This window comes from Psychrobacillus syltrankelensis, from assembly GCF_055454035.1.
In genome coordinates this window covers 2,608,094-2,629,104 of sequence record NZ_CM144227.1, presented here as the reverse complement: position 1 = coordinate 2,629,104, position 21,011 = coordinate 2,608,094, and the positions used below count along the sequence as shown (strand labels likewise).

Here is a 21,011-nt window from a genome sequence, read left to right as displayed (position 1 = left end):
TATGTGTTTGGATATAAAAAAAGGACAATCTATACAAAAAAAGACCTGAGATGAACTCAGGTCGCAATATGTATAGTTGCCCTAAATCCTCTACTTTTCCCAAATGAGATAGCACACCATTATAAACCGGGATGATTATAATGGACAGTCCTGGAGTTATTCACTACAGACCCAGCAAGTAATACAGAGATTTATTACAAACTTCGGCGACATTTCCTTCTCCCTAGAATCATGGCTTCTCAAACTCCACTAAGGACTGTTAAATATCGCGCCTCTACCCCACCAAATAAGTGAGGTTATATTTAATTTTTAATTATTGTTCATAGTCTACAATAACAAACTCTATCTGTCAATTAATCTACGATGAAAAACAATATTCTAAATTGAAAAATATGTTCTAAAAAATAGATACATACCTTCTAATACATTTTTTCAAAGCCCTAAATCACTATTGGATGAGTAAATTTAATAGCCATTAACCATAAGTTCAGGAATCACTGAGTTTGATAAATCGTTGGTATTACTGATATAATAGAAATCGAATGAAGTGATATACGAATTTATATACAATAAATGGAAGCGAGGTTTTTAATGTTATCATACAAAAAAGGAGTTGATATTATGGGGTCTGTCCAAGTCGCAGATCACAAAGTGTCAGAAGAAATGAAAGATGATTATTCATTAGATAGAGTGCCACGAGATCAAAGGAAGATGGGTTGGTTTAGTATTACCAATATCACTTTCGGTATCGCAACGGCAATTTTTTATTTTCAAATGGGAAGCGTTATGGCACTTCAATTTGGAGCCATAAATGCCATCATATCCTCCATATATGCGATAATCGTTGCGGGTATACTCGGAACTTTCATTGCTTATCTTTCAGCAAAATCTGGTATGAACGTCAACCTATTATCTAGAGGTGGAGGTTTTGGCTACATAGGCGCATCGTTAACCTCATTTATTTATGCAACAAACTTCATCATGTATTGTGCTTTTGAAGGCCTGATTTTAGTTTCCGCAATTCACACCTTCTTACCCTCCCTACCAAAATGGGCACTAATCATCTTCTTCGGATCAATTGTAATTCCATTAAATTGGTTCGGAATTAAACAACTCGATAAACTACAAAAGTGGTCTTTACCGATTTTCATAATTTTTTTAACGATCACAATAATAGCATCATTCCGCACTCCCTCCGTTTACGAAGGAGCTTTTTGGACATATATGCCAGAAGGAGTTCAAATGGGAGGACAAGCTTTACTACTTTGTATAGGAATGCAACATGGAATAATGGGACTCACAGCCCTTCTTTCATCAGATTATGCCCGATTCCTTAAACCTAAGGATATTAAAATAGGATCAGTGGCTATCGGATTTATTCCACAAATCTTTTGTTTTGGAGTTATGGGTGGTCTTGGTATTTGGTTTGGTGTTCGTTTAGGAGAACCAAATCCAGGTGTTTATATCGTACTGCTCCTCGGTATTGGTGGTGCGTTATTCACTATGTTAACTCAACTAAGAATAAACGTTACGAATATATACAGTAGTTCCTTATCACTTTCTAATTTCTTCGAGAACATATTTAAATTTACACCCGGCAGACGATTTTGGGTTGTTGTCACAGGAGTTTGTGCAATGGCTTTAATGCTTGGTGATATCGTGAATCATTTAGATACAGCGATGACATTCCAAGGAGTCTTCTTACTTGCTTGGGCAGCTATAATCGTTAGTGATGCCATGATTGTAAAAAAACTATTAAAAATCGGTCCTGGCTATTATGAGGCCCGACACGAATATTTATATAAATGGAATCCCGTTGGAGTTATATCATTACTTATATCAAGCTGTCTAGGTACAATAGCAGCATTAGGTTATATGGGGGCATTTTTACAAAGTACCGCAGCATTCTTTGCAGCAATTCTAGCAGCTATACTTACTGTGATTATAGCCGTATCTACAAAAGGAAAATATTACAGTAAAAATCTCCCTAACGATATCCCTAAGGATGACTACGTTGCATAATATATAAAAATTTTGTTCTCACTTCTGAGTTACTAACCAATCGATCAGCTTTCCATTCATTCTATTTACTTACTTCCATGCTGTTCTTTATTAGGCACACAATTCGTTTTCACACTGTTTTCGCGCTTCTTTCTTGAGGTTGTGTTTATAGTATGCTGATCACATGATTGGTTTTACACTACTAATTACCTCAAAACATCAAAATCCAATATTTATTTCTTCTATTCTCAAGCGCCATTTAAGTGCATGATGTCCTTCACCGTTACTAAAGTGCTTTGGACGAAAAATTCCGCTACACTATTACCGTTAGAATTATGGATCGAGAAGTGATTGTGTCACTTCTCGATCCATTTTTTTCTGTAATTTTGTTGCGGATGTTTGTCCGTCGCCTCGTTTTGTTTGGATGATGAACGATAATATCCTGTCCTACTTTTTAAGGTGCCAGAGATACAATTTCGGAAGCTACTCCATTTCCTTATCAACAAATCTATGTCCAGTTGTTCTATCGATGAACAAAATAAAGTACCAATCCAGTATTTCGACCAACATATCGTCTTTCTAATTTGCACTGTAGATTGGAGCGGAAGGCGGCGACTCCTAGGGGATTAGCAAGCAAATCAAGACCCTGGACGGAACATTCAATTGTTCAAAGGCTAAGAGCACCACATCGTGTGGCAACGTCTTTGTGACCAACGTCGTGTTGGCCCGAAGCGGCTTGATGCTTGCCCCCTGGAACGCGTCCGCCTGTAGCGGAAATTCCTGTTCATGGCATAAAACTTATATGCTTTCTTATTTTTAGGCTATGTTATAGGTAAGGGTTGATTTTTCGTAAAATATTATTGTATGTGAAATGTTACACTTAAACTAAAGCGGCAGTTTAGTTGAATACGCACATGAATCTTGTTACTTAGGTTAATCGTAATAAAGATAGAAGTTTTGAATTCCTGGGAGGTGAACCTATTGAAATTTATGTCACGAAAAGATTGGTGGTTATCCACTATCGTTTGGGTATCTATGATTTTTATTCTGGGAAGTGGTGTTTATGCACTTATTGATGAAACATTGGATACTCTGGGACTTATAATTATGTTTTCGCTTTCTATTATTTTACCAATTTTTATTTTATGGATGTGGTTAACCACCTTTTATGTCATAGAAGATAACAACTTAACTATCAGGTTTGGTCCTTTTAAAAGAAATATTCCATTAGACACTATAACGTCTGTAAAAAAAACAAATAACCCATTATCAAGTCCTGCGTTATCTTTAAAAAGGCTTGAGATTGAATACGGTCAATATAATTCTGTACTAATTTCTCCTTTTGATAGAGAGGAGTTCATAAAAATACTCTCCAAACGATGTCAACATATCAAAATCATATCTTAATCAAGGAGTTCATATTTAAAAGGGAAAGTAAGGTAATACAATTTATTCTACTAACGGGTGCTTTACTTCAATTAGGGGTAAAGCCTTTTTTCTTATTGAACTAAAGAAGCAGTTTAGTCGAATAAGAAAAATGGATTTATGCTTATATCAAATGGAAAATTTATTTAAAATTGGAACTTCCATTTGTTTCGTACGTATTAAAGTAAAGCAACAGTTTAGTGGAATAAAGATTCAAAATGATGTGATTAAACAAGAATTTGCACTGTGATTGAATGGAGGAGAAAAAATGTTAAAAATATTAAGAATCATCTCATCAATTATTGCTTTTGCATTAGCAGGTTATAGTCTTATTACTAAAAACTTTGAGTTTATGCCATATATGCTGTTGTTCTTAGGAGTTTCTGTTTTGGTTACGGGGGTTTTGGAACTAAAAGCAAAACGGAAAACAAGTGCAATAATTTCTTTCCTTGCAGTTGCATTTGCATTTTTTGTCGTCATTTATGCTTATTAAGCTAACGGTGTGTTTTACTTCAAGAAGGAGTAAAACTTTTTTTCTAATTGAACTAAAGCCGCAGGTTAGTTCAATAAGAAATTTGGTAAATAGCTTATACTAAATAATAAATGGGGGATGAATTTGAACGCGAAAACCTTACTAGAATGGGAACGAAAACACGATGCCAAAAATCAAACAATTAAGGGATTTTGGGACTGTTTTAAGAAATGGCAGACGGAAGATAAATACGATTATTTGGACACTTTTAAAGGGAAGCTGTACGAAGAATTCATTAGTGTTGAAGAAGAATCCATTCAAATTAAGTATCCATTTTCAACGGTTGAAGCATCTGTATTCTTTACTGTAAATATCTTTTACTTTGATAAGGAAATTGGAACATACTGCATTGAATTTGACTTGGATGGGGAAGTATTAGACGATTTTTTAGATTTTGACAGTATTCCCGTAGAATATAAAATGTTAGAAATAAGACAGAACTTGAACACCGTACGAAAAGCACTAAAAGAGTGTATTGAAATAAAAGTAATTTCAAATATTACTGGAATTGATGAAGCTTCCATAGAAATAATAAAGAAACGATATTGTTAAACTAACGGGTGCTTTAGTTAACAAGACCATCAAAAAAAATGATGGTCTATTTTTATGTAAAATGTGAAATGTTACACTTAAACTAACGCGGCAGGTTAGTGAAAGAAACCGTTGGAGATTTTATTTTCATTTTCATAGATATTTCCATATATAAACTGGTAGAATAATCAGAAACATATTAGAGGTGGAGTTACAATTGAAAAAAAGATTAGGATGCCTACATGCCCATTATTCAAATATTGAGTATATCGAAAACGCACTTTCCACATATGACATTGAATTAATACATTTTGTTGACCCTGCATTAATGTATAGGGTTACATCAGATGAGAATTTTAAAGTAGTAGATGAACAAGTAGAATGGATTGCCCAATGTAATGTTGATGCCATTCTCATTACTTGCACAAACTATATTGCAATTCTACAGGAAGAACAACTCTCAATATCAGTGCCAATCATAAAAATTGATGAACCCTACTTTGAATTCATTTGTAATATACAGCAACCTCAAACAATCCTATTTACAAATCCTGCAACTGTTGATGGGACAATGGAGCGTCTCAACCAATATGCTTATAATCATCAAAAATCCATAGATATAGAGGTAATTGTCATTAACAATACTTTTGAATTGATAATGCAAGGTCTAAAACACGAATATAATCAAGAATTATCCAAATTCCTGAATACAATTATAAAAGAAAATAAAATTATCTCCGTTGCTCAATTATCTATGGTCGATGCATCTCAGGAAGTTGAATATATGACATCACAGTCTATAATTAACCCTTTGGATACATTAATTTCCTCCATAGTAAATCAGTTGAAAATAGACAAGAAAACAGTGGTAATCTGATTTTCTCTCTTCAAATAACGGTCAGCATTCCTGTTTAGAGGAACTTCGGGGTCTTGAACGAAGTAACATTGCCTAAACGAAAAAAAAAAAGTTTGTGAAGAATTACACTTAAACTAACGAAGTGCTTTAGTTAACGAGACCATCAACATTAGAACATCTGTATAAAATTCATGGTCATTAAAAGTAGAATGATAAGCAGTAATAATAGCATTAGCAAAAAACTGTACTTTTTTAGGTATAAAACTTTTATTATTTGTTTTTGGTATTTCATAGCATTATAAGATTCATGTAATATCAAAGTAAGATTCATATATTTTAAACAATACATAAAACAACAGAAATTAAGAAGAAAGTTTAAATGAGATTAGAGAGTGAGAGAATTTATTTAAGACCTCTTTCTGAGTTTGATGCACCTATTATGTTAGAAAATACAATGGATGAAGAAATACGTTATATGACTGGAACCAATTCTAATTTTTCATTGGATCAAATTAAGACACATATTGAAAATATTAATAATGATTCAAGCCGCTATGATTTCGCTATTTGTTTAAAAGGCACTGACGAAATGATTGGAGAGTTATCGATTTTCGTTATAGATGAGGAGAACAAAAAAGCAGGATTCAGGATATCGATGGTTTCCATTTCATTAACAGGAAAAGGATATGGTACTGAAGCTATAAAAATTGTTCTAAGTTTTGTCTTTGAACAACTCCAATTAAATCGTTTACAGTTAGAAGTATTTAGCCATAATTTGCGTGGAATTAGAGCATATGAAAAGGTTGGGTTTGTAAAAGAAGGAGTCTTACGTCAATCCTTATATTACAATGATGTGTACTCCGATGAAATTATTATGGCAATACTTAAATGTGATTTTAAAAGTATGCTATTGCAATAATCCAAAACGATACAAGTACAACGTTGATAGCTTTTTGATACACAATTTAGGGATCATTCGACCAGGAGATTGTGAAGTAATGTACTTAAACGGGTGCTTTAGTGAAACGAGACCATCATTTCGATGGTCTATTTTTATGTACAATGTGAAATGTTACACTTAAACTAACGCAACAGGTTAGTTGAATAAGGATTAGACACAATCAGGAGAGAATTCTCAAAAGCAAAATTAGACAGGAGTAAGCTATGCTTAGTTTTTTATTTGAATTAATTGCAGGATTATTCGGCAGTGTTGGATATAGTGACACTTTAAATACGAAAAAAATTGACCAAAATATTGAAAGGTTAAATCAATACGATTGGTTTAAAAAGGTTTACGAGGATGAAAAATATCACCGTTTGTTTTTTGTAAATAAACAAGTCAGACGTTATTTACAAGGCACAATTCGTGTTAGAAAAATTATTCGTAGTAAAGAAGCACGAAGAAAGCTATTGTACCTTCTTGATAAAGAAATAAAATCGTAATTTTGTTTTTGAACTAAAGCAGCAGTTTAGTTGAAGAAGGCAAGCGGTAACAATGAAAGGAGGTTAATAAGTGATAGGTGAAATAGTTAAACGAATCTTAATAGGAGTTATTGCGACAGTCTTATTTAGTGTTTCACTCGCTATATTTGCGTATGAACCTATTTCTAATAGACAGCCGAATAGTTCGTATAATTCTCTATCAGGACTTTTTGTTATTTACGCCATATTCTCAGGTCCTGTCTTTATAATTGCAGGCGTTATTTGGTCGTTTTTTATTGATAAAATGAGTGTAAAACATCAACATTATTCAAGATTTATTAGATACTTGAGAAAATCTGTTTGGTATATTCTGGCAGGAATAATTAGCACTTTGATTTTTTTTGTTTATACTCTCAAATGGCGAAATTCAATATAATTCAGAGACATTTGGTTTTTTGTCTGTTGGAATAATTGCATCACTTATTTATTATAATTTACAAATTACTTGGGAATTTGTATTTAACAAACGACGCGGTCTTTTATTGAAATAAGGAAGAATAAGATGATTGTTGAACTTTCGGGTGTTTTACTTCAAGAAGGAGTAAAGCCTTTTTTCTTATTGAACTAACGCCGCAGGTTAGTTGAAGAGTGTTGTTTAACTTGTGTTCAACAATCTGGCCAGATTGTAGAGTAACTTATTTTACGAACGATGAAATTTTAAACTAATTATTGTTAAGCTAAAGAAGGGATGGTCATAAATAACAAAAAACACCGATGGTCTTGTTTTTGTTGTGGCTATTTTAAACGACTTAAATCTTTGTTAGGTATTCATCTAATTGATCAAAGGTTCCGGAATGACCTTCCTCAGCCATCTCTTTTGAATCCTCGAAGGTTTTGATCTCTTCCTCAGTCGGAGATATGGGAGCCACAATCATTGTAAGAGTTGTTTTATCTGCGTCCTCGGTTAACGTAATGGTATTCAGGGTTTCCATTGGCCAATTTGCGTCAAATGGTGCACGTACAATATTACCTTCTTCATCAGAAAAGAAACTGGTGTAAACAATTTTCTCTGGTGTAATAATTTCACTATATACAAATTTAACCCACATTACGTTGCCGTCAACAGGTCTCTGGCTGTAGTGAAAGACACCACCCGGACGGAAATCCGATTTAGAAACCTCAAATGTCCATCCTTTTGGACCCCACCAATTCATTAGGTGTTCTGATTTAGTTAATGACTTAAACACAAGTTCACGTGGAGCATTGAAAGTATGAGTGATTTTGATTTGAGTTGACATTGTGATTCCTCCAATAATTTTAGTTTTCATTCTCTTTATTTTCTCTCTTTTGCAGGTCCTCCAAATAACGATCCAAGTTGTCGAATTTTTCTTCCCAAATGTCACGGTATTCTTTCAGCCATAAATCTAAGGCTTTGAAGGGCTCTGACCTCAGCTTGTAGATTCGACGATTCGCTTCTGCATCAAACTCCACCATTCCTGCTTCATGTAGTACACGGAGATGTTTAGATGCTTGAGGCTGGCGAATATGAATATGGTCCGCTATTTCCCCCACTGTTAGTGGGCCCTTACGAAGTAATTCAACAATCTTTAACCTACTGGGCTCGGCAAGAGTGCTTAGGATTGTTGAATAATCCATCTCTTATTCTCCCACCTCCTTTTAATTAGTATTCGTAATATACCTAAAAAGGAATATTCCTGTCAAGGAATATTAATAATAAATGATTATTACAAATTATTAAAGACATTACTTATGTTAAAAGACTTTTGTGAAATATCATAGGCATCTATTTATCTAAAAATATTGTTGCACAATCTTCAAAGGGCGCGATTGTGGAATAAGCTTCACTTTCCTTCTTCAACTCCCATGAAAATTAGTTCTTCAAGAAATGAAAAATGACAATACTTAAGAAGACCCCTACTTAATCGTTAAAAAAAAAGAGGAGAGCGTAAATAAGTCTATGGATTACGGTTGACTGGATTAAGGTCAGTATCAGTATTGACACTTCCTAACCATTTTCATTCTCTGTGGTGCAGCATTTTTTTGTGCTGCATGGATGGCTAACGGGTGCTTTAGCGGAACAGGGCTATCAGGAGACAGCCTAGAAAGTTCTTCAACTAAAGCGGCAGTTTAGTTTAATAATTGACATTCTTTTTTATTCAGAAATCGAGACAGATTGTTGAGGAAATTTGGAAAAATGTTCGTGAAGTTAAACAAAGAAATGCTATTATTTATTTAGAAGGGAGAAGTTGTAAATGTCTGAAAAAGTTCGAACAAACAATAATTCAGTTATCTCTTTAACTCTTGGTATTCTATCATTAGTAATACCTTTTATTGGATTAGTATTAGGTGTTATCGGAATAGTGTTTTCAAGAAAGGCTGTAAAACAAATTGAAAAAACTAATGAAAACGGTAGTGGGTTAGCAACATCAGGCTTAATTTGTAGTATTGTTGGACTAATCATTCAAATTTTTATGTTATTGGGTTTGATTCCTTTTCTTTTACTATCTAACTCTAACTTCTAGTTAGGGGTTATCTAACTTATGTTATTGAGATATTAAACTAACGGGTGCTTTACTTCAAGAAGGAGTAAAGCCTTTTTTCTTATTGAACTAAAGCGGCAGGTTAGTTCAATAATGATTCTTTTTGCTCGTCAAATTCGTATGCAATATAAGAATTTTACTTTTTTAAATTTTGGAATCATAATTTCGTTTCCTACTTTATAACAATTCCAATCGATACACTATTTATAAAAATATTCAAAGGGGGTTTACGCTGATGCCGACGATACCAGAATCATTTCAGCCATCAATCATCTATACTACCGCCGCTTATTTTTTTTGTTTATTCCTATTTGTTATTTTTAGAATTATCGTTTTTAATTTTGCTCTAAAAAACATTAAACGCCCACTATGTATCGCTTTCGATATTTTTCTTTTCGTCATAACAACAATTTGGTTCCTTTCTCAACATTCACAAAACTTTATTTATTACGGTTACGATTCCCCCGTATTATTAATTGTCGGTTTTGCCTATTTCGTTTCAATAGTCGATTTCATATACAATTATTTTTTATATAAAAAGATAAAATCCACGAGTTTATAAACTCGTGGATTTTTATTCTTGTCGCTTTTTTAAGTTAGTACCTAATAGCAGTCCACTGACAATCAGTGTAAATATTTGTACTTCAACTAACGAAGTGCTTTACTTCAAGAAGGAGTAAAGCTTTTTTTCTTATTGAACTAAAGAAGCAGTTTAGTTGAAGAAGAATAAAAACGAATAATGCGTATTTGACTCTTTAGTGAACTAACAGGTCATACTAAGATAAAAAGGTGTGGCTTTATGAAACAAACATTTTTTCTTATAGCATTAATTTCTGTAATCATTCTTACAGGTTTTGTTAAGAAAGACCAAGACAAATGCCTTCATTGTAAAGAATGCTATGATACCGCTTGGGATGACGGGTATAGTCTGGGTTATGGTACAGGAACTGTAAATGAAAGGTATCGAATCGCAAGAAGCCTGATTCAATTAGGAAAAACGGATGAAGAGCTTGTTCGATTGATACCAACAAGCTATGTGGAATTAAAGGACGTAAGAGAGCAGCTCAAACTATATCGTGGTTATTTTGAGTTTGAGGTATCAAGATACGAGAAAGCAAGAGCACTTTTAAATGAAGGTAAATCAAACGAAGAGATTGTAGAAAAAACAAACTTAAGTTTCTATGAATTAGAATTGGTGAAACAACAACTTAAGCAAAATAATGGGAAATTCAAATGGGAAGTGAGTAACTAAGGAACTAAGCGAATGCGATAAGTCTTTGTGAACTTAACGAAAATATTGTGAAGAAATGTACTTAAGCTAACGAGGTGCTTTACTTCAAGAAGGAGTAAAGCTTTTTTTCTTATTGAACTAAAGCCGCAGTTTAGTTAAATAAGAAATTCTGGTTTATATTAATATTGATGAAGAAGGAAAACTATATTCTAAGGAGGGTGATTTAAAATGAAACCAGTATATAGTGGTTTTCCACTTGTAAAGGAAACAGAAACGGATGGATTTATTTATGGAGAAATTACAGACCATTTTAACTTTGAATATGAGGAAGGCGAATTTTGTACATCAGGAGACGGTTTTGTGCAAGCACCAGATGGGAGTAGGGCAGGAATTATATGGGATGTAGAACATGAACCCTATTTATCAGTTTGTATTGAACCAGAAGAAGATAGATGGGGAGTTTACAATGTAGGATTTGTTAAGCCAATACAAACGATGAATGATTTAATATACAATTTTAATAAAGTGTTACCTTTTATAAAAGAAGCGTACTACAAAGCTAAATTAGGAAAGTAACACTTTGAATTAACGGAGTGCTTTACTTGAAGATCGTTGAGCTGCTTAGACGGCTCTTCTTTCTTGTTTAACTAAAGGTGCAGAATAGTTGAACTGTGTAAATTAATCTATTTATTATTAACTTACTTTGGAGGTACATATTTGAACACTAATCAGAAGGCAATTGAAATGTTTGAACAAAATGAATATGAGGAAGCGATGGAACTGTTTCAACAAGCAGTTCTCGAATCCAGAGACGTACAATCCTTAAATAATCTTGCATGGATGTACCTTTATGAGGAAGAGGATGATGATAAAGCCCTTGAATTAATAAACGAGGCTGTTAAGATGAATCCATCCTCATACTTTCCTTATAACATTCTAGGGGAAATTTACATTGGACAAGAACAATGGAAAGAAGCTAAAGAAGCATTGCGAAAGTCCATTTCGATTCAAATATCCAATGAAGCACATCACAATTTAGCTGTAGCTTATTATAAACTTGGAGAGTTTAAAGAGGCTTCGGAGTTTTTCTTGCGAGCCTCAGGAGATTCGGATAATACAATGTATAACCATGTAAAATGTTTAATTGACCTAGGGCGAACAACAGAAGCTAAAGAGAAGTTGGATGTGTTTAACGAAAAAGCTGATGATTTTGTAGGTGAAATCGATGTAGCTGATTTATATGTTGAATTAAATTGCTATAAAGAAGCAATTCAATGGTTTGAAAAGGGGTACAAAGAATACGGGAAAAGTCCTTATTGGATTGGTAGATTTGTTTATGCTCTATTTAAAACTAACAATTTCTCACTTATGAATCAGGTTATACAAGAAGCCATTGAAGAGAAGGAAGAAGTAATAGAAGACGTTAAAAAAGAAGAGGTAGAAGAAAATTGGACGGAAACGGATAAGAAAGAGGTAATTGAAAAGTTAATGGACGAGAATAATCAGTATAAAGATATGATAAATCTTATTACATCTGGATATGTTCCTAAATTAGAATTTGAAACTTACCTTACTGGAGCTTGCTACCTATTTGGATGTAAGCGACATAATCATCCTGAATATTAATTAATGATTCGGCTGACAAACATGATAGTCGAATCTTTGTCATAGAAGCTCGCTTTTCTTATTCCAAATAACGATTGTGAAATAATGCACTTAAACGAACGGGTGCTTTAGCAAAAAAGGACAACAAAATAAAATGAGCTTGGAGAACATATCCTAGCTCATTTTTTATGTGCATTTTAAATCAACCTTTACCTTTAACATAGCCTATTTTTAATAAAGACGATTTCACCCAGTGATGAAATCGCCCACAAAACCAATAATAATAATAATAATAATAATAATAATAATAACTTGCATATATTTCACTGTTTATACTTTAAATCTACTGATCTGTTCTTGTAAACTGCTAGCCATATTAGCTAATGATTCAGCCGATGCAGAAATTTCCTGCATAGAAGCCAATTGTTCTTCAATAGATGCTGCTACATTTTGGGTTCCTGACGCAGCTTCATCTGCAATTTCAGCTAATAGTTGCTCCGCTTGTAGCACTTGCTCTGAACTGATTGATAACTGTTGAGCACTATTAGATACATCCTGTAATTGCTTTGACACCTCATCTACAGAAGTGCGTATTTGTTCGAATGATTCCCCAGCTTTATTGACAATGTCTATTCCACCAGCAACCTCATTCGTTGTTTTATCCATTGATTGAACGGCAATTTTTGTTTCATGCTGGATCAATGCTATTAGCTCTGAAATATTATTTGCAGAATTGGCAGATTGCTCTGCTAATTTACGAACCTCATCTGCTACAACAGCAAAACCTTTTCCATATTCTCCTGCTCTTGCGGACTCAATAGCAGCATTTAAAGCTAGGAGATTTGTCTGATTTGCTATACTTGTTATTTCTTCCACTATATTACCTATATCTTGAGAACGGTCTCCTAGTCCTTTTACTATATGGGATAATTCAGAAACCGTAGCATTTATCGAACTCATCTGTTCAATAGTGGAGTAAATTGCTTTATTCCCATCTGTTGCTTTTTGAGAAGTAACTAATGCATTAGTGGAGATATTTTTTGCATTAGAAGCTATTTGGTGAATACTTATAGCCATTTCTTCCACTACTTTTGTACTCTCCATTGTATTTTTCACTTGAAGCTCTGCCCCAGATGCGACCTCTTGTATAGTAGAGGCAACTTCTTCACTTGCTTTCGTTGATTCTTCAGCACTTGCTGTCAATTCTTCAGACGATGCCGCTACTTGTTCTGAAGTACCATTAACCTGTTTCATTAATTCTCTTAATCTAGACATCATACTGTTAAATGAAGTAGTTAATACTCCAATCTCATCTTTTGAACGATACTTTCCTTCGACGGTTAAATCGCCATTCTCCGCTTGAACCATTAGTTCTTGAATATTTTTTAGTGGAGTTACGATCATTCGTACAATTAGAGTGCCAAGCCCAGTTTTTAAAACTAGCGAAAGTATAATAACTACAATTATTATTATTTTACTCATATTGTTGCTCTTTATAGAGTTTTTATTTAATTCTTCCGCTTGATTCTCTAAATTATTTCCTAACTCCTTCATTATTGCGTTTAGTCTTTCTCGAGTTGGTTTAACATCCTCTTGGTACCTTACGTAACCTAAAGTATTATTTCCTCTAGTGGAGAAATTTATAATTTCTTGTAATTCAGTTATGTATTTTTCATTTTCAACTTTATATTGTTTAACTTTTTCATCTGCATTTTTAGTTAAATAGCTATTTTCGAGCTTTTCTATTAATTCTTTATTATCATCCATATACGAAACGATATCTTCGTTTAATTGATCTTTATTTTTTTTATTGGATGTTAGCAGCATTTCTAACAACATACTATCTACAGCTCTATTATTGATTCGTATTTGCGCTTGCCATTTTATAGGAAGAACGGCATTGTCATACATTGCAGTTGAGTTTTTACTCATCTTTCCCATAAAATAAAATCCAGTTCCTCCGATCAAACAAAAAATGATAATGGAGCTAAATATTAAAACGAATAACTTCCTTGCTATACTGACATTTTTTAATTTCAATGACCTTACCCCTTTCATTTAAATACAAGCGCTATTTGCACTTATACTCCCCAACAATCCTAATTACCTTCCCTTTCTAATAGTTCAAATTACACACTTTTATAGTGTAACATAAATCCAATGGATGCTTATTCGTTTGAATTTTTAGAAGACTTTTTACCCGCAAAAAGATTTTCATTTTGAGCAGGTGCCTTCATTAACAACATTATCGTTTAATAGAGCAAAAAAAATCCCCCTTCAGCATTATTACGTGCTAAAAGAGAGATCTCTCGTACATCCAAATATTCATTTTTAAATACAATATCGATTAATCAATTTCATAAATAGCTATTTTAATCAAAATACTGAACATTCATAGTAGACTCGGCCTCACCCGAAATGGAAGGGTGAACAAATAGTAAAAAATCGTTAAAAATTTTCGCTTTTATATAAGTGAGCATTTGAATTATGAAATTGATTTGATTACTTATTAAATAATCTTCTTTCTGAAATATCCAGAAATTATATCTATAAGTGTAACCATTACAATGATACCTAACAAAATAATCCCCACTCGGCTCCAATCACGAGAACTCAGTGCAAAGATTAACGGTGTACCTATACCACCCGCTCCAATAATACCTAAAATGGCTGCAGAACGAACATTAATCTCAAAACGGTAAAGTGTGTATGATAGGAAACCAGGCAATACTTGCGGTAAAACCGCAAACCATAGAATCTGAAAGCGGTTAGCCCCCGTCGTAAGTAAGGCTTCAGAAGGTCCCATGTCGAGGTTTTCAATTTCTTCGGAGAATAGTTTACCTAGCATCCCAATTGAGTGCAATCCTAAAGCTAATACCCCTGCAAAGGAACCAGGTCCAACTGCTTTTATAAACAATATAGCCATTACTATCTCTGGAAAAGTACGCACGAAGCTAAGAACAAACTTACCTACGCTGGATGTAGCCTTTCCCTTACTCATATTACTAGCTGCCCAAAAGGCAAATGGAACACATAAAAAACAAGAAATAAATGTTCCTAAAATAGCTATCATCAACGTGTCTAATAAACCTCGTAGAAGATCCTCGCCTTCAGGAAGATATACGTAATCCCAATCTGGATGAAAAATTCCATTGAAAATAGATTTTGAAATTTGACCAGCAGTTTCTTTAAAACCATTCAGTGGCATACCTGAAAACGCCCAAACATATAAAAGGATCAATAAAACTATGATAACGTATCTTTGAAAATGCTTCTTCTTCGGTTTAGTTAATTTCTCTGTCATATTAACTTCTCCCGTAATTTCATACTAATATAGTCTATAAATAAAACCACAACAAGAGTATAAATAATAATTGTCGAAGTTTTATCATACTCAAGAAACCCTAGTGTACGATCATAATACAGCCCTATGCCACCTGCTCCTACCAGTCCCAGAACAGCAGCTGCCCTAACATTTACTTCAAAAGTGTATAAAACATACGATGTATAATGCGCTAAAATTTGTGGAATAACTCCGAAAAATATCCACTGCACTTTATTTGCACCAACAGCCGTCATCGCTTCTAATGGTCCTGGGTCAATAGATTCAATTGCTTCATACGTTAACTTCGCGACTAAACCAATAGAGAATATAGATAAAGCTAAAATACCTGGAAGTGGACCTAATCCAAAGATTGCAACAAAAATAGCTGCTAACAATAGATCGGGTACTGTACGGATTAAGTTTAGAATAAAGCGTACAGGATAATTCCAAACGGTAGATTTCACAATATTACTAGCGCATAATAAAGCGATTGGAATAGCAATAATAGAACCAAAAGTAGTCCCCAAAACTGCCATTCTAATGGTTTCGAGCATAGCCGGCGTAATGTTATCAATATAACTTAAATTAGGTGGAAACATCTGCTTTAATAAGTCCCACATATTCGGAATACCTGTCCATAAATCGGACATAGACGTTTCTGTTCTTACTCCACTCAACCAGATAACTAATATAACAAAAACAGCTGTAAATATATGTTTTGTTTTTGCTGGAGGACTCGGAATAGTTTTACTACTTTTTTCATTCGTCATGATTGCTCACCCAGTAGCTCGTCTTTTTTGATTGCACGACCATAAATTTCAGAGAACATTTCATCTGTGGCTTCTTCGACAGGACCATCAAAAACAACTTTTCCAGCTCTTAGACCAATAATTCTAGTTGCATATTCTCTTGCTAAATCAATGAAATGTAAATTTACTATAGTGGTAATTCCATCCTCTTCATTAATTCGCTTTAAATCATCCATTACTTGCTTAGTAGTTAGTGGATCTAAAGAGGCTACAGGCTCATCTGCGAGAATAATTTGTGCTTCCTGCGCTAAAGCTCTGGCAATAGATACACGCTGCTGTTGACCACCGGAAAGTTCATCTGCACGTGAATAACACTTTTCAAGAATATTTACTCGTTCTAACGCCTTCATAGCAAGTTGAATATCCTCTTTTGGAAAAAGTCCTAGAACTGTTCTTAACGTCGAATGGTAACCAACTCGACCAGAAAGAACATTTTTTAATACAGAAGAACGCTTCACAAGATTAAAACTTTGGAAAATCATCCCAATATCTCTTCTTATTCTACGTAGTTCAGTACCCTTTGCAGCTGTGATAGATTTTCCATTTATTAATATTTCACCGTCTGATATTTCATGTAGGCGATTGATTGATCTAAGCAGCGTAGATTTACCCGCACCTGACAACCCTACAATGACAATAAATTCACCTTTATGAATGGTTAAGTTAATATTATCTAGTCCTTTTGTTCCATTCTGGTAAACCTTTGTAACATTTTTAAACTCAATCACGTCACAACCAACTTTCTTCCATAATAAAATTTGAAAAAAAAACTCAACCATTCCGCTAATATCAGAATGGTTGGGAAATGTTATTCATTTAAGACTTTTATTCTATTCCGTTTTCACTTTCTTACCGTACTCACGAACGATTTCAAATTTACTATCGTCTGACTTAGTATAACCTTCATGTGAGTAAATATCACGAACGATTGCATGTCCTTCTTCGCTCTCACCAATTTTAATAAAAGCTTCTTGAACTTTAGTTTTCCATTCTGGACTCATATCTGTACGTACAGTAATCGTATCATTCGGAATATTTTCTGTGTATTGGATAACTTTAGTATCCTCAAATACAGTAGGATAGTCACCTTTTACTATATTACGAGCATCTTGGAATACTACTGCTGCGTCTACATCACCATTTAGAACAGCAAGAACTGCTTGGTCATGTCCTTTTAATGTGATACCTTGTACGTCCTTAATAGGATCAATACCATTATCCATTAACATTGCTGCAGGCCATACATAACCAGCAGAAGAAGTAACGTCTTGGAATGCAATCTTCTTCCCTTTTAAATCTTTCACATTATTGATGTTAGAGTCTTTTTTAACGATAAATAACGATTTATAATAGTCTACTAACTCTGATGACGGTGTACCATCGTCATTTACACCAAAACGTTGTGCTTGAAGTATTACTTCTGCTGCATTTTTTTCTTTAGCTAATACATAAGCTGTTGGTGGTAAAAATCCAACATCTACCTTTTTAGAAGCCATTGCTTCAATAATCGTATTATAATTAGTAGAAACACTAACTTTTACTGGAATTCCTAATTGATCAGATAATAATTTTTCAAGTGGTTTCGCTTTTGCTTCAAGCGTACTAGCATTTTGAGATGGAACGAACTGAACTGTTAGCTCTTTTGGTTCATATCCAGAAGCTGTTTTTGCATTTTCGTCCGAAGATCCACAACCAGCTAAGATACCCGCGATTAAAGCGAATGATAAAACAAGCAATGATAATTTTTTAATCATCTATGTTACCTCCAAAGTTGTAATGGTTTTGCAAAACAAATTATACCACAGGAACTTTGTAAATAAATTAAATTTATTGTAAAGGAATTGAAGAAATATTTAGAGATTTTTTATCATTGAAGATATAATGCTATATTATTTAATACAACCCTAAAAAGAAAGAGAGATAATATATGAAGAAAATTACCATACTTCAAACAAGCGATATTCACGGTAGCGTCTATCCTATTAACTATGGAAATAATGAAAAAGCAGATCTTGGTCTTGGGAAGCTAGCTACAAAAATAAAACAGGAACGCTCTCTAGATAATCAACTAATTCTGATTGATAACGGTGATCTAATCCAGGGTACTCCTTTGACATACTATTATGTTCAATTTTTGAAAGATAAACAGAACCCAATGATTCAATTATTAAATCATCTGTCTTATGATGCTGCAATTATTGGAAATCACGAATTTAACTACGGCATGGACGTTTTAAATCATGCTGTACGTGAATCTAACTTTCCATGGCTATCTGCTAACATTGTAAACGAAGACTCTAATCAACCTTATTTTGGTTGTCCTTATATTATTAAAGAAATAAATTCTGTAAAGATAGCAATTTTAGGTGTCACGACTCATTACATACCTAATTGGGAAAACGAACATAATATAGCGGGTCTGGCTTTTAAAGACTGCCTAAATGAAACAAAGAAATGGGTTGCATATATTAAAGAACAAGAAAACCCTGATGTTCTGATTGTTTCTTATCATGGCGGCTTTGAACGAGATATTGAAACGGGTGAACCAACTGAAAATTTAACTGGGGAAAACCAAGGTTATGCAATATGCCAGGAAGTTGAAGGTATTGACATCTTACTAACAGGTCACCAACATCGCTCTTTAACCGGTAATATTAATGGGGTAGAAATTATTCAACCTTCTAATAATGGGCAATTGTTAGGCAAAATAGTTCTTACATTGAATGATCAAAATGAAATAATAAACAAAACTTCTCAGTTGTTAGAAGTGGATAATGTACATGCGGACGAAGAAGTGCTAAAAATGACTTCTCTTTATGAAGTAGAAACACAAAAGTGGCTGGATCAACCCATTGGAAAAATTGAGGGAGATATGTTAATCAATGACCCGCTTTTAGTTAGAACAAGTGACCATCCCCTTATCGAATTTATTAACAAAGTACAGATGGATATAGCAGGAGTTGAGATTTCTAATACATCACTATTTAACAACTCTTCTCCAGGATTCGCACCGAATGTAGCAATGCGAGACATTATTTCTAACTATATGTTTCCAAATACATTGAAGGTGCTTCGTTTATCGGGACAAGATATTAAAGATGCTTTAGAACAAAATGCTCGTTACTTTGTTCTAGATGAAGAAGGAAAAATTCAAGTAAATCCAACATATATTCTTCCAAAACCCCAACATTATAATTACGATATGTGGGAAGGAATTGAGTATATTTTAGATATTCGAAATCCGATCGGAAACCGAGTAACCACTTTAAACTATAAAGGAACTCCTTTAAATCTTGATGGGGAATATGATGTCGTCATGAATAATTACCGTGCAGGAGGCGGTGGAGATTACATGATGTTTAAAGACAAACCAGTTGTCAAAGACATTACTATGGATATGACCGAAATTCTTGCTAACTATATTCTTGAAAGAGAAACTATTAAAGCAACTGTCAATCACAATTGGAAAGTTATTTGGTAATAAAGATAGTAAATATACTATAAAATATTCTTCAAGAGAGTTGAGCTTATCAACTCTCTTTTTTTATTTTCTGTTTTAATCAATAAATTTACAGAATATTAATAGAATCTTTACGACAACTCAACGCTCTACTGAAACTTCCTTGATATACTGATGTGCTACACAAAAAGTATTTAAGGAGAATGATGATGACTATTACGCTGAATAATGTTTCTATGAAATTTTCAAATACAACTGCAGTGAATGAATTATCTGTCACAATTCCTCAAGGAGAACTAGTATCCATTTTAGGTCCTAGTGGATGTGGAAAAAGTACCACATTATTTATGCTTGCAGGACTTTACCAACCGACCGATGGATCCATTCTATTTAATGAAAAGGATGTAACAAAACTGACCCCTGAGAAGCGAGGCATTGGGATGGTATTTCAAAACTATGCCCTTTATCCGCATATGACTGTTTTACAAAATATTATGTTTCCTTTAAAAATGCATAAAGTAAAAAAATCAGAGGCAAAAAACAAAGCAATAGAAATGGCTAAGCTTGTGGAAATAGATCATTTATTGGATCGAAAACCAAGTATGTTGTCGGGTGGTCAACAACAACGTGTGGCTATTGCACGTGCGTTAGTGAGAGAACCGGAAATTTTATTATTAGATGAACCACTATCTAACTTAGACGCACGGTTACGCCTCACAATGCGGGAGGAAATCAGAAGAATCCAACAAGCTCTTAAAATTACAACCGTTTTCGTTACACATGACCAAGAAGAGGCACTAAGTATATCAGATCATGTTTTACTAATGAACAAAGGCGAACTCATGCAATTTGACGTTCCTGAAAATCTATACGATGAACCTAATCATCAATTTGTAGCAAGTTTTATTGGTTCTCCACCAATGAACTATTTTGAGGGAGAAATTATTGATACTGTACTAAAAACCCCGTTTGGTTATGAAGTAACTGTTGAAGCACCAAATCAACTAGTACAAATTGCTGTTCGACCTGAAAATATTTACCTTTCTAATACGGGGCTAAGCAAGGAAGTTCAATATGTGGAGCGCATAGGAAAAGATACGTTAGCTGTTATTGGATCAGAAGATAACAAAATACGCTTATTCCTACAAAAAGGAGTACAAATAGTGTCGGGACAAGCAATATGCGTTAAAGCAGACAAAACAGATATTCGAGTTTTCCAAAAAACTGGAGAAAGAATTTATTTAAAGGGGTAA

Annotated in this window: 21 protein-coding genes and 1 riboswitch; of the genes, 14 read left to right on the top strand and 7 right to left on the bottom strand. The window is 33.8% G+C overall.

Annotated features, from left to right (window positions below):
• Positions 1-101: 101 nt before the first annotated feature.
• Positions 102-285, bottom strand: a riboswitch (Lysine riboswitch).
• Between the two features lie 336 nt (positions 286-621).
• From ACTSKG_RS12685 to ACTSKG_RS12650, 8 genes are all read left to right on the top strand, one after another.
• Positions 622-2,022: a purine-cytosine permease family protein gene (locus ACTSKG_RS12685; RefSeq protein ID WP_464754958.1), complete on the top strand. Its 1,401-nt coding sequence runs from the start codon at positions 622-624 to the stop codon at positions 2,020-2,022.
• A gap of 969 nt (positions 2,023-2,991) precedes the next feature.
• Entirely contained in the window at positions 2,992-3,408 is a 417-nt protein-coding gene (locus ACTSKG_RS12680; RefSeq protein ID WP_464758026.1) for a PH domain-containing protein, read from the top strand.
• 286 nt (positions 3,409-3,694) lie between these two features.
• The gene (locus ACTSKG_RS12675; RefSeq protein WP_464754957.1) at positions 3,695-3,919 is read left to right on the top strand and encodes a DUF3953 domain-containing protein; all 225 of its coding nucleotides are present in this window, start codon (positions 3,695-3,697) and stop codon (positions 3,917-3,919) included.
• Between the two features lie 123 nt (positions 3,920-4,042).
• Positions 4,043-4,510: a hypothetical protein gene (locus tag ACTSKG_RS12670; RefSeq protein WP_464754956.1), complete on the top strand. Its 468-nt coding sequence runs from the start codon at positions 4,043-4,045 to the stop codon at positions 4,508-4,510.
• A gap of 196 nt (positions 4,511-4,706) precedes the next feature.
• Positions 4,707-5,366: a hypothetical protein gene (locus ACTSKG_RS12665; RefSeq protein ID WP_464754955.1), complete on the top strand. Its 660-nt coding sequence runs from the start codon at positions 4,707-4,709 to the stop codon at positions 5,364-5,366.
• Between the two features lie 358 nt (positions 5,367-5,724).
• Entirely contained in the window at positions 5,725-6,264 is a 540-nt protein-coding gene (locus ACTSKG_RS12660) for a GNAT family N-acetyltransferase (RefSeq protein WP_464754954.1), read from the top strand.
• 245 nt (positions 6,265-6,509) lie between these two features.
• Positions 6,510-6,788, top strand: coding sequence for a hypothetical protein (locus tag ACTSKG_RS12655; protein WP_464754953.1), 279 nt, complete (start codon positions 6,510-6,512; stop codon positions 6,786-6,788).
• Between the two features lie 70 nt (positions 6,789-6,858).
• Positions 6,859-7,203: a hypothetical protein gene (locus tag ACTSKG_RS12650; protein WP_464754952.1), complete on the top strand. Its 345-nt coding sequence runs from the start codon at positions 6,859-6,861 to the stop codon at positions 7,201-7,203.
• 373 nt (positions 7,204-7,576) lie between these two features.
• Here ACTSKG_RS12650 and ACTSKG_RS12645 read toward each other — a convergent pair whose 3' ends face one another.
• Both ACTSKG_RS12645 and ACTSKG_RS12640 read right to left on the bottom strand, forming a co-directional pair.
• Positions 7,577-8,065 carry an SRPBCC domain-containing protein gene (locus ACTSKG_RS12645; protein ID WP_464754951.1) on the bottom strand — a complete coding sequence of 163 codons (489 nt, stop codon included), beginning with the start codon at positions 8,063-8,065 and terminating at the stop codon, positions 7,577-7,579.
• 19 nt (positions 8,066-8,084) lie between these two features.
• Entirely contained in the window at positions 8,085-8,423 is a 339-nt protein-coding gene (locus ACTSKG_RS12640) for an ArsR/SmtB family transcription factor (protein ID WP_464754950.1), read from the bottom strand.
• 617 nt (positions 8,424-9,040) lie between these two features.
• On the opposite strand from ACTSKG_RS12640, the gene ACTSKG_RS12635 reads away from it, so the two are divergent.
• From ACTSKG_RS12635 to ACTSKG_RS12620, 4 genes are all read left to right on the top strand, one after another.
• Positions 9,041-9,310 (top strand): DUF4190 domain-containing protein, encoded by a 270-nt coding sequence (locus tag ACTSKG_RS12635; protein WP_464754949.1) that lies wholly within the window; start codon positions 9,041-9,043, stop codon positions 9,308-9,310.
• A gap of 817 nt (positions 9,311-10,127) precedes the next feature.
• On the top strand, positions 10,128-10,580 hold the full coding sequence (locus ACTSKG_RS12630) for a hypothetical protein (RefSeq protein WP_464754948.1): 453 nt from the start codon (positions 10,128-10,130) through the stop codon (positions 10,578-10,580).
• A 207-nt stretch (positions 10,581-10,787) separates the two neighbouring features.
• A complete protein-coding gene (locus ACTSKG_RS12625; RefSeq protein WP_464754947.1) occupies positions 10,788-11,135 on the top strand; it encodes a 3-deoxy-8-phosphooctulonate synthase in 348 nt (115 codons plus the stop codon).
• Positions 11,136-11,276: 141 nt separating this feature from the next.
• Positions 11,277-12,185, top strand: coding sequence for a tetratricopeptide repeat protein (locus tag ACTSKG_RS12620; protein ID WP_464754946.1), 909 nt, complete (start codon positions 11,277-11,279; stop codon positions 12,183-12,185).
• A 309-nt stretch (positions 12,186-12,494) separates the two neighbouring features.
• On the opposite strand, the gene ACTSKG_RS12615 is transcribed toward ACTSKG_RS12620, so the two are convergent.
• From ACTSKG_RS12615 to ACTSKG_RS12595, 5 genes are all read right to left on the bottom strand, one after another.
• Positions 12,495-14,204, bottom strand: coding sequence for a methyl-accepting chemotaxis protein (locus ACTSKG_RS12615; RefSeq protein WP_464754945.1), 1,710 nt, complete (start codon positions 14,202-14,204; stop codon positions 12,495-12,497).
• A gap of 469 nt (positions 14,205-14,673) precedes the next feature.
• Positions 14,674-15,468: a phosphonate ABC transporter, permease protein PhnE gene (gene phnE / locus ACTSKG_RS12610; RefSeq protein WP_387584405.1), complete on the bottom strand. Its 795-nt coding sequence runs from the start codon at positions 15,466-15,468 to the stop codon at positions 14,674-14,676.
• Positions 15,465-16,259 (bottom strand): phosphonate ABC transporter, permease protein PhnE, encoded by a 795-nt coding sequence (phnE, locus tag ACTSKG_RS12605; RefSeq protein ID WP_464754943.1) that lies wholly within the window; start codon positions 16,257-16,259, stop codon positions 15,465-15,467. Before phnE (ACTSKG_RS12605) ends, phnE (ACTSKG_RS12610) begins: the two co-directional genes overlap by 4 nt.
• Positions 16,256-17,026 (bottom strand): phosphonate ABC transporter ATP-binding protein, encoded by a 771-nt coding sequence (phnC, locus tag ACTSKG_RS12600; RefSeq protein ID WP_464754942.1) that lies wholly within the window; start codon positions 17,024-17,026, stop codon positions 16,256-16,258. The genes phnE (ACTSKG_RS12605) and phnC overlap by 4 nt, the downstream gene beginning before the upstream one ends.
• A gap of 102 nt (positions 17,027-17,128) precedes the next feature.
• A complete protein-coding gene (locus ACTSKG_RS12595; protein WP_464754941.1) occupies positions 17,129-18,052 on the bottom strand; it encodes a phosphate/phosphite/phosphonate ABC transporter substrate-binding protein in 924 nt (307 codons plus the stop codon).
• A 173-nt stretch (positions 18,053-18,225) separates the two neighbouring features.
• Here ACTSKG_RS12595 and ACTSKG_RS12590 point away from each other — a divergent pair, with 173 nt between their 5' ends.
• Both ACTSKG_RS12590 and ACTSKG_RS12585 read left to right on the top strand, forming a co-directional pair.
• Positions 18,226-19,779, top strand: coding sequence for a bifunctional metallophosphatase/5'-nucleotidase (locus tag ACTSKG_RS12590; RefSeq protein ID WP_464754940.1), 1,554 nt, complete (start codon positions 18,226-18,228; stop codon positions 19,777-19,779).
• 188 nt (positions 19,780-19,967) lie between these two features.
• Positions 19,968-21,011, top strand: coding sequence for an ABC transporter ATP-binding protein (locus ACTSKG_RS12585; RefSeq protein WP_464754939.1), 1,044 nt, complete (start codon positions 19,968-19,970; stop codon positions 21,009-21,011).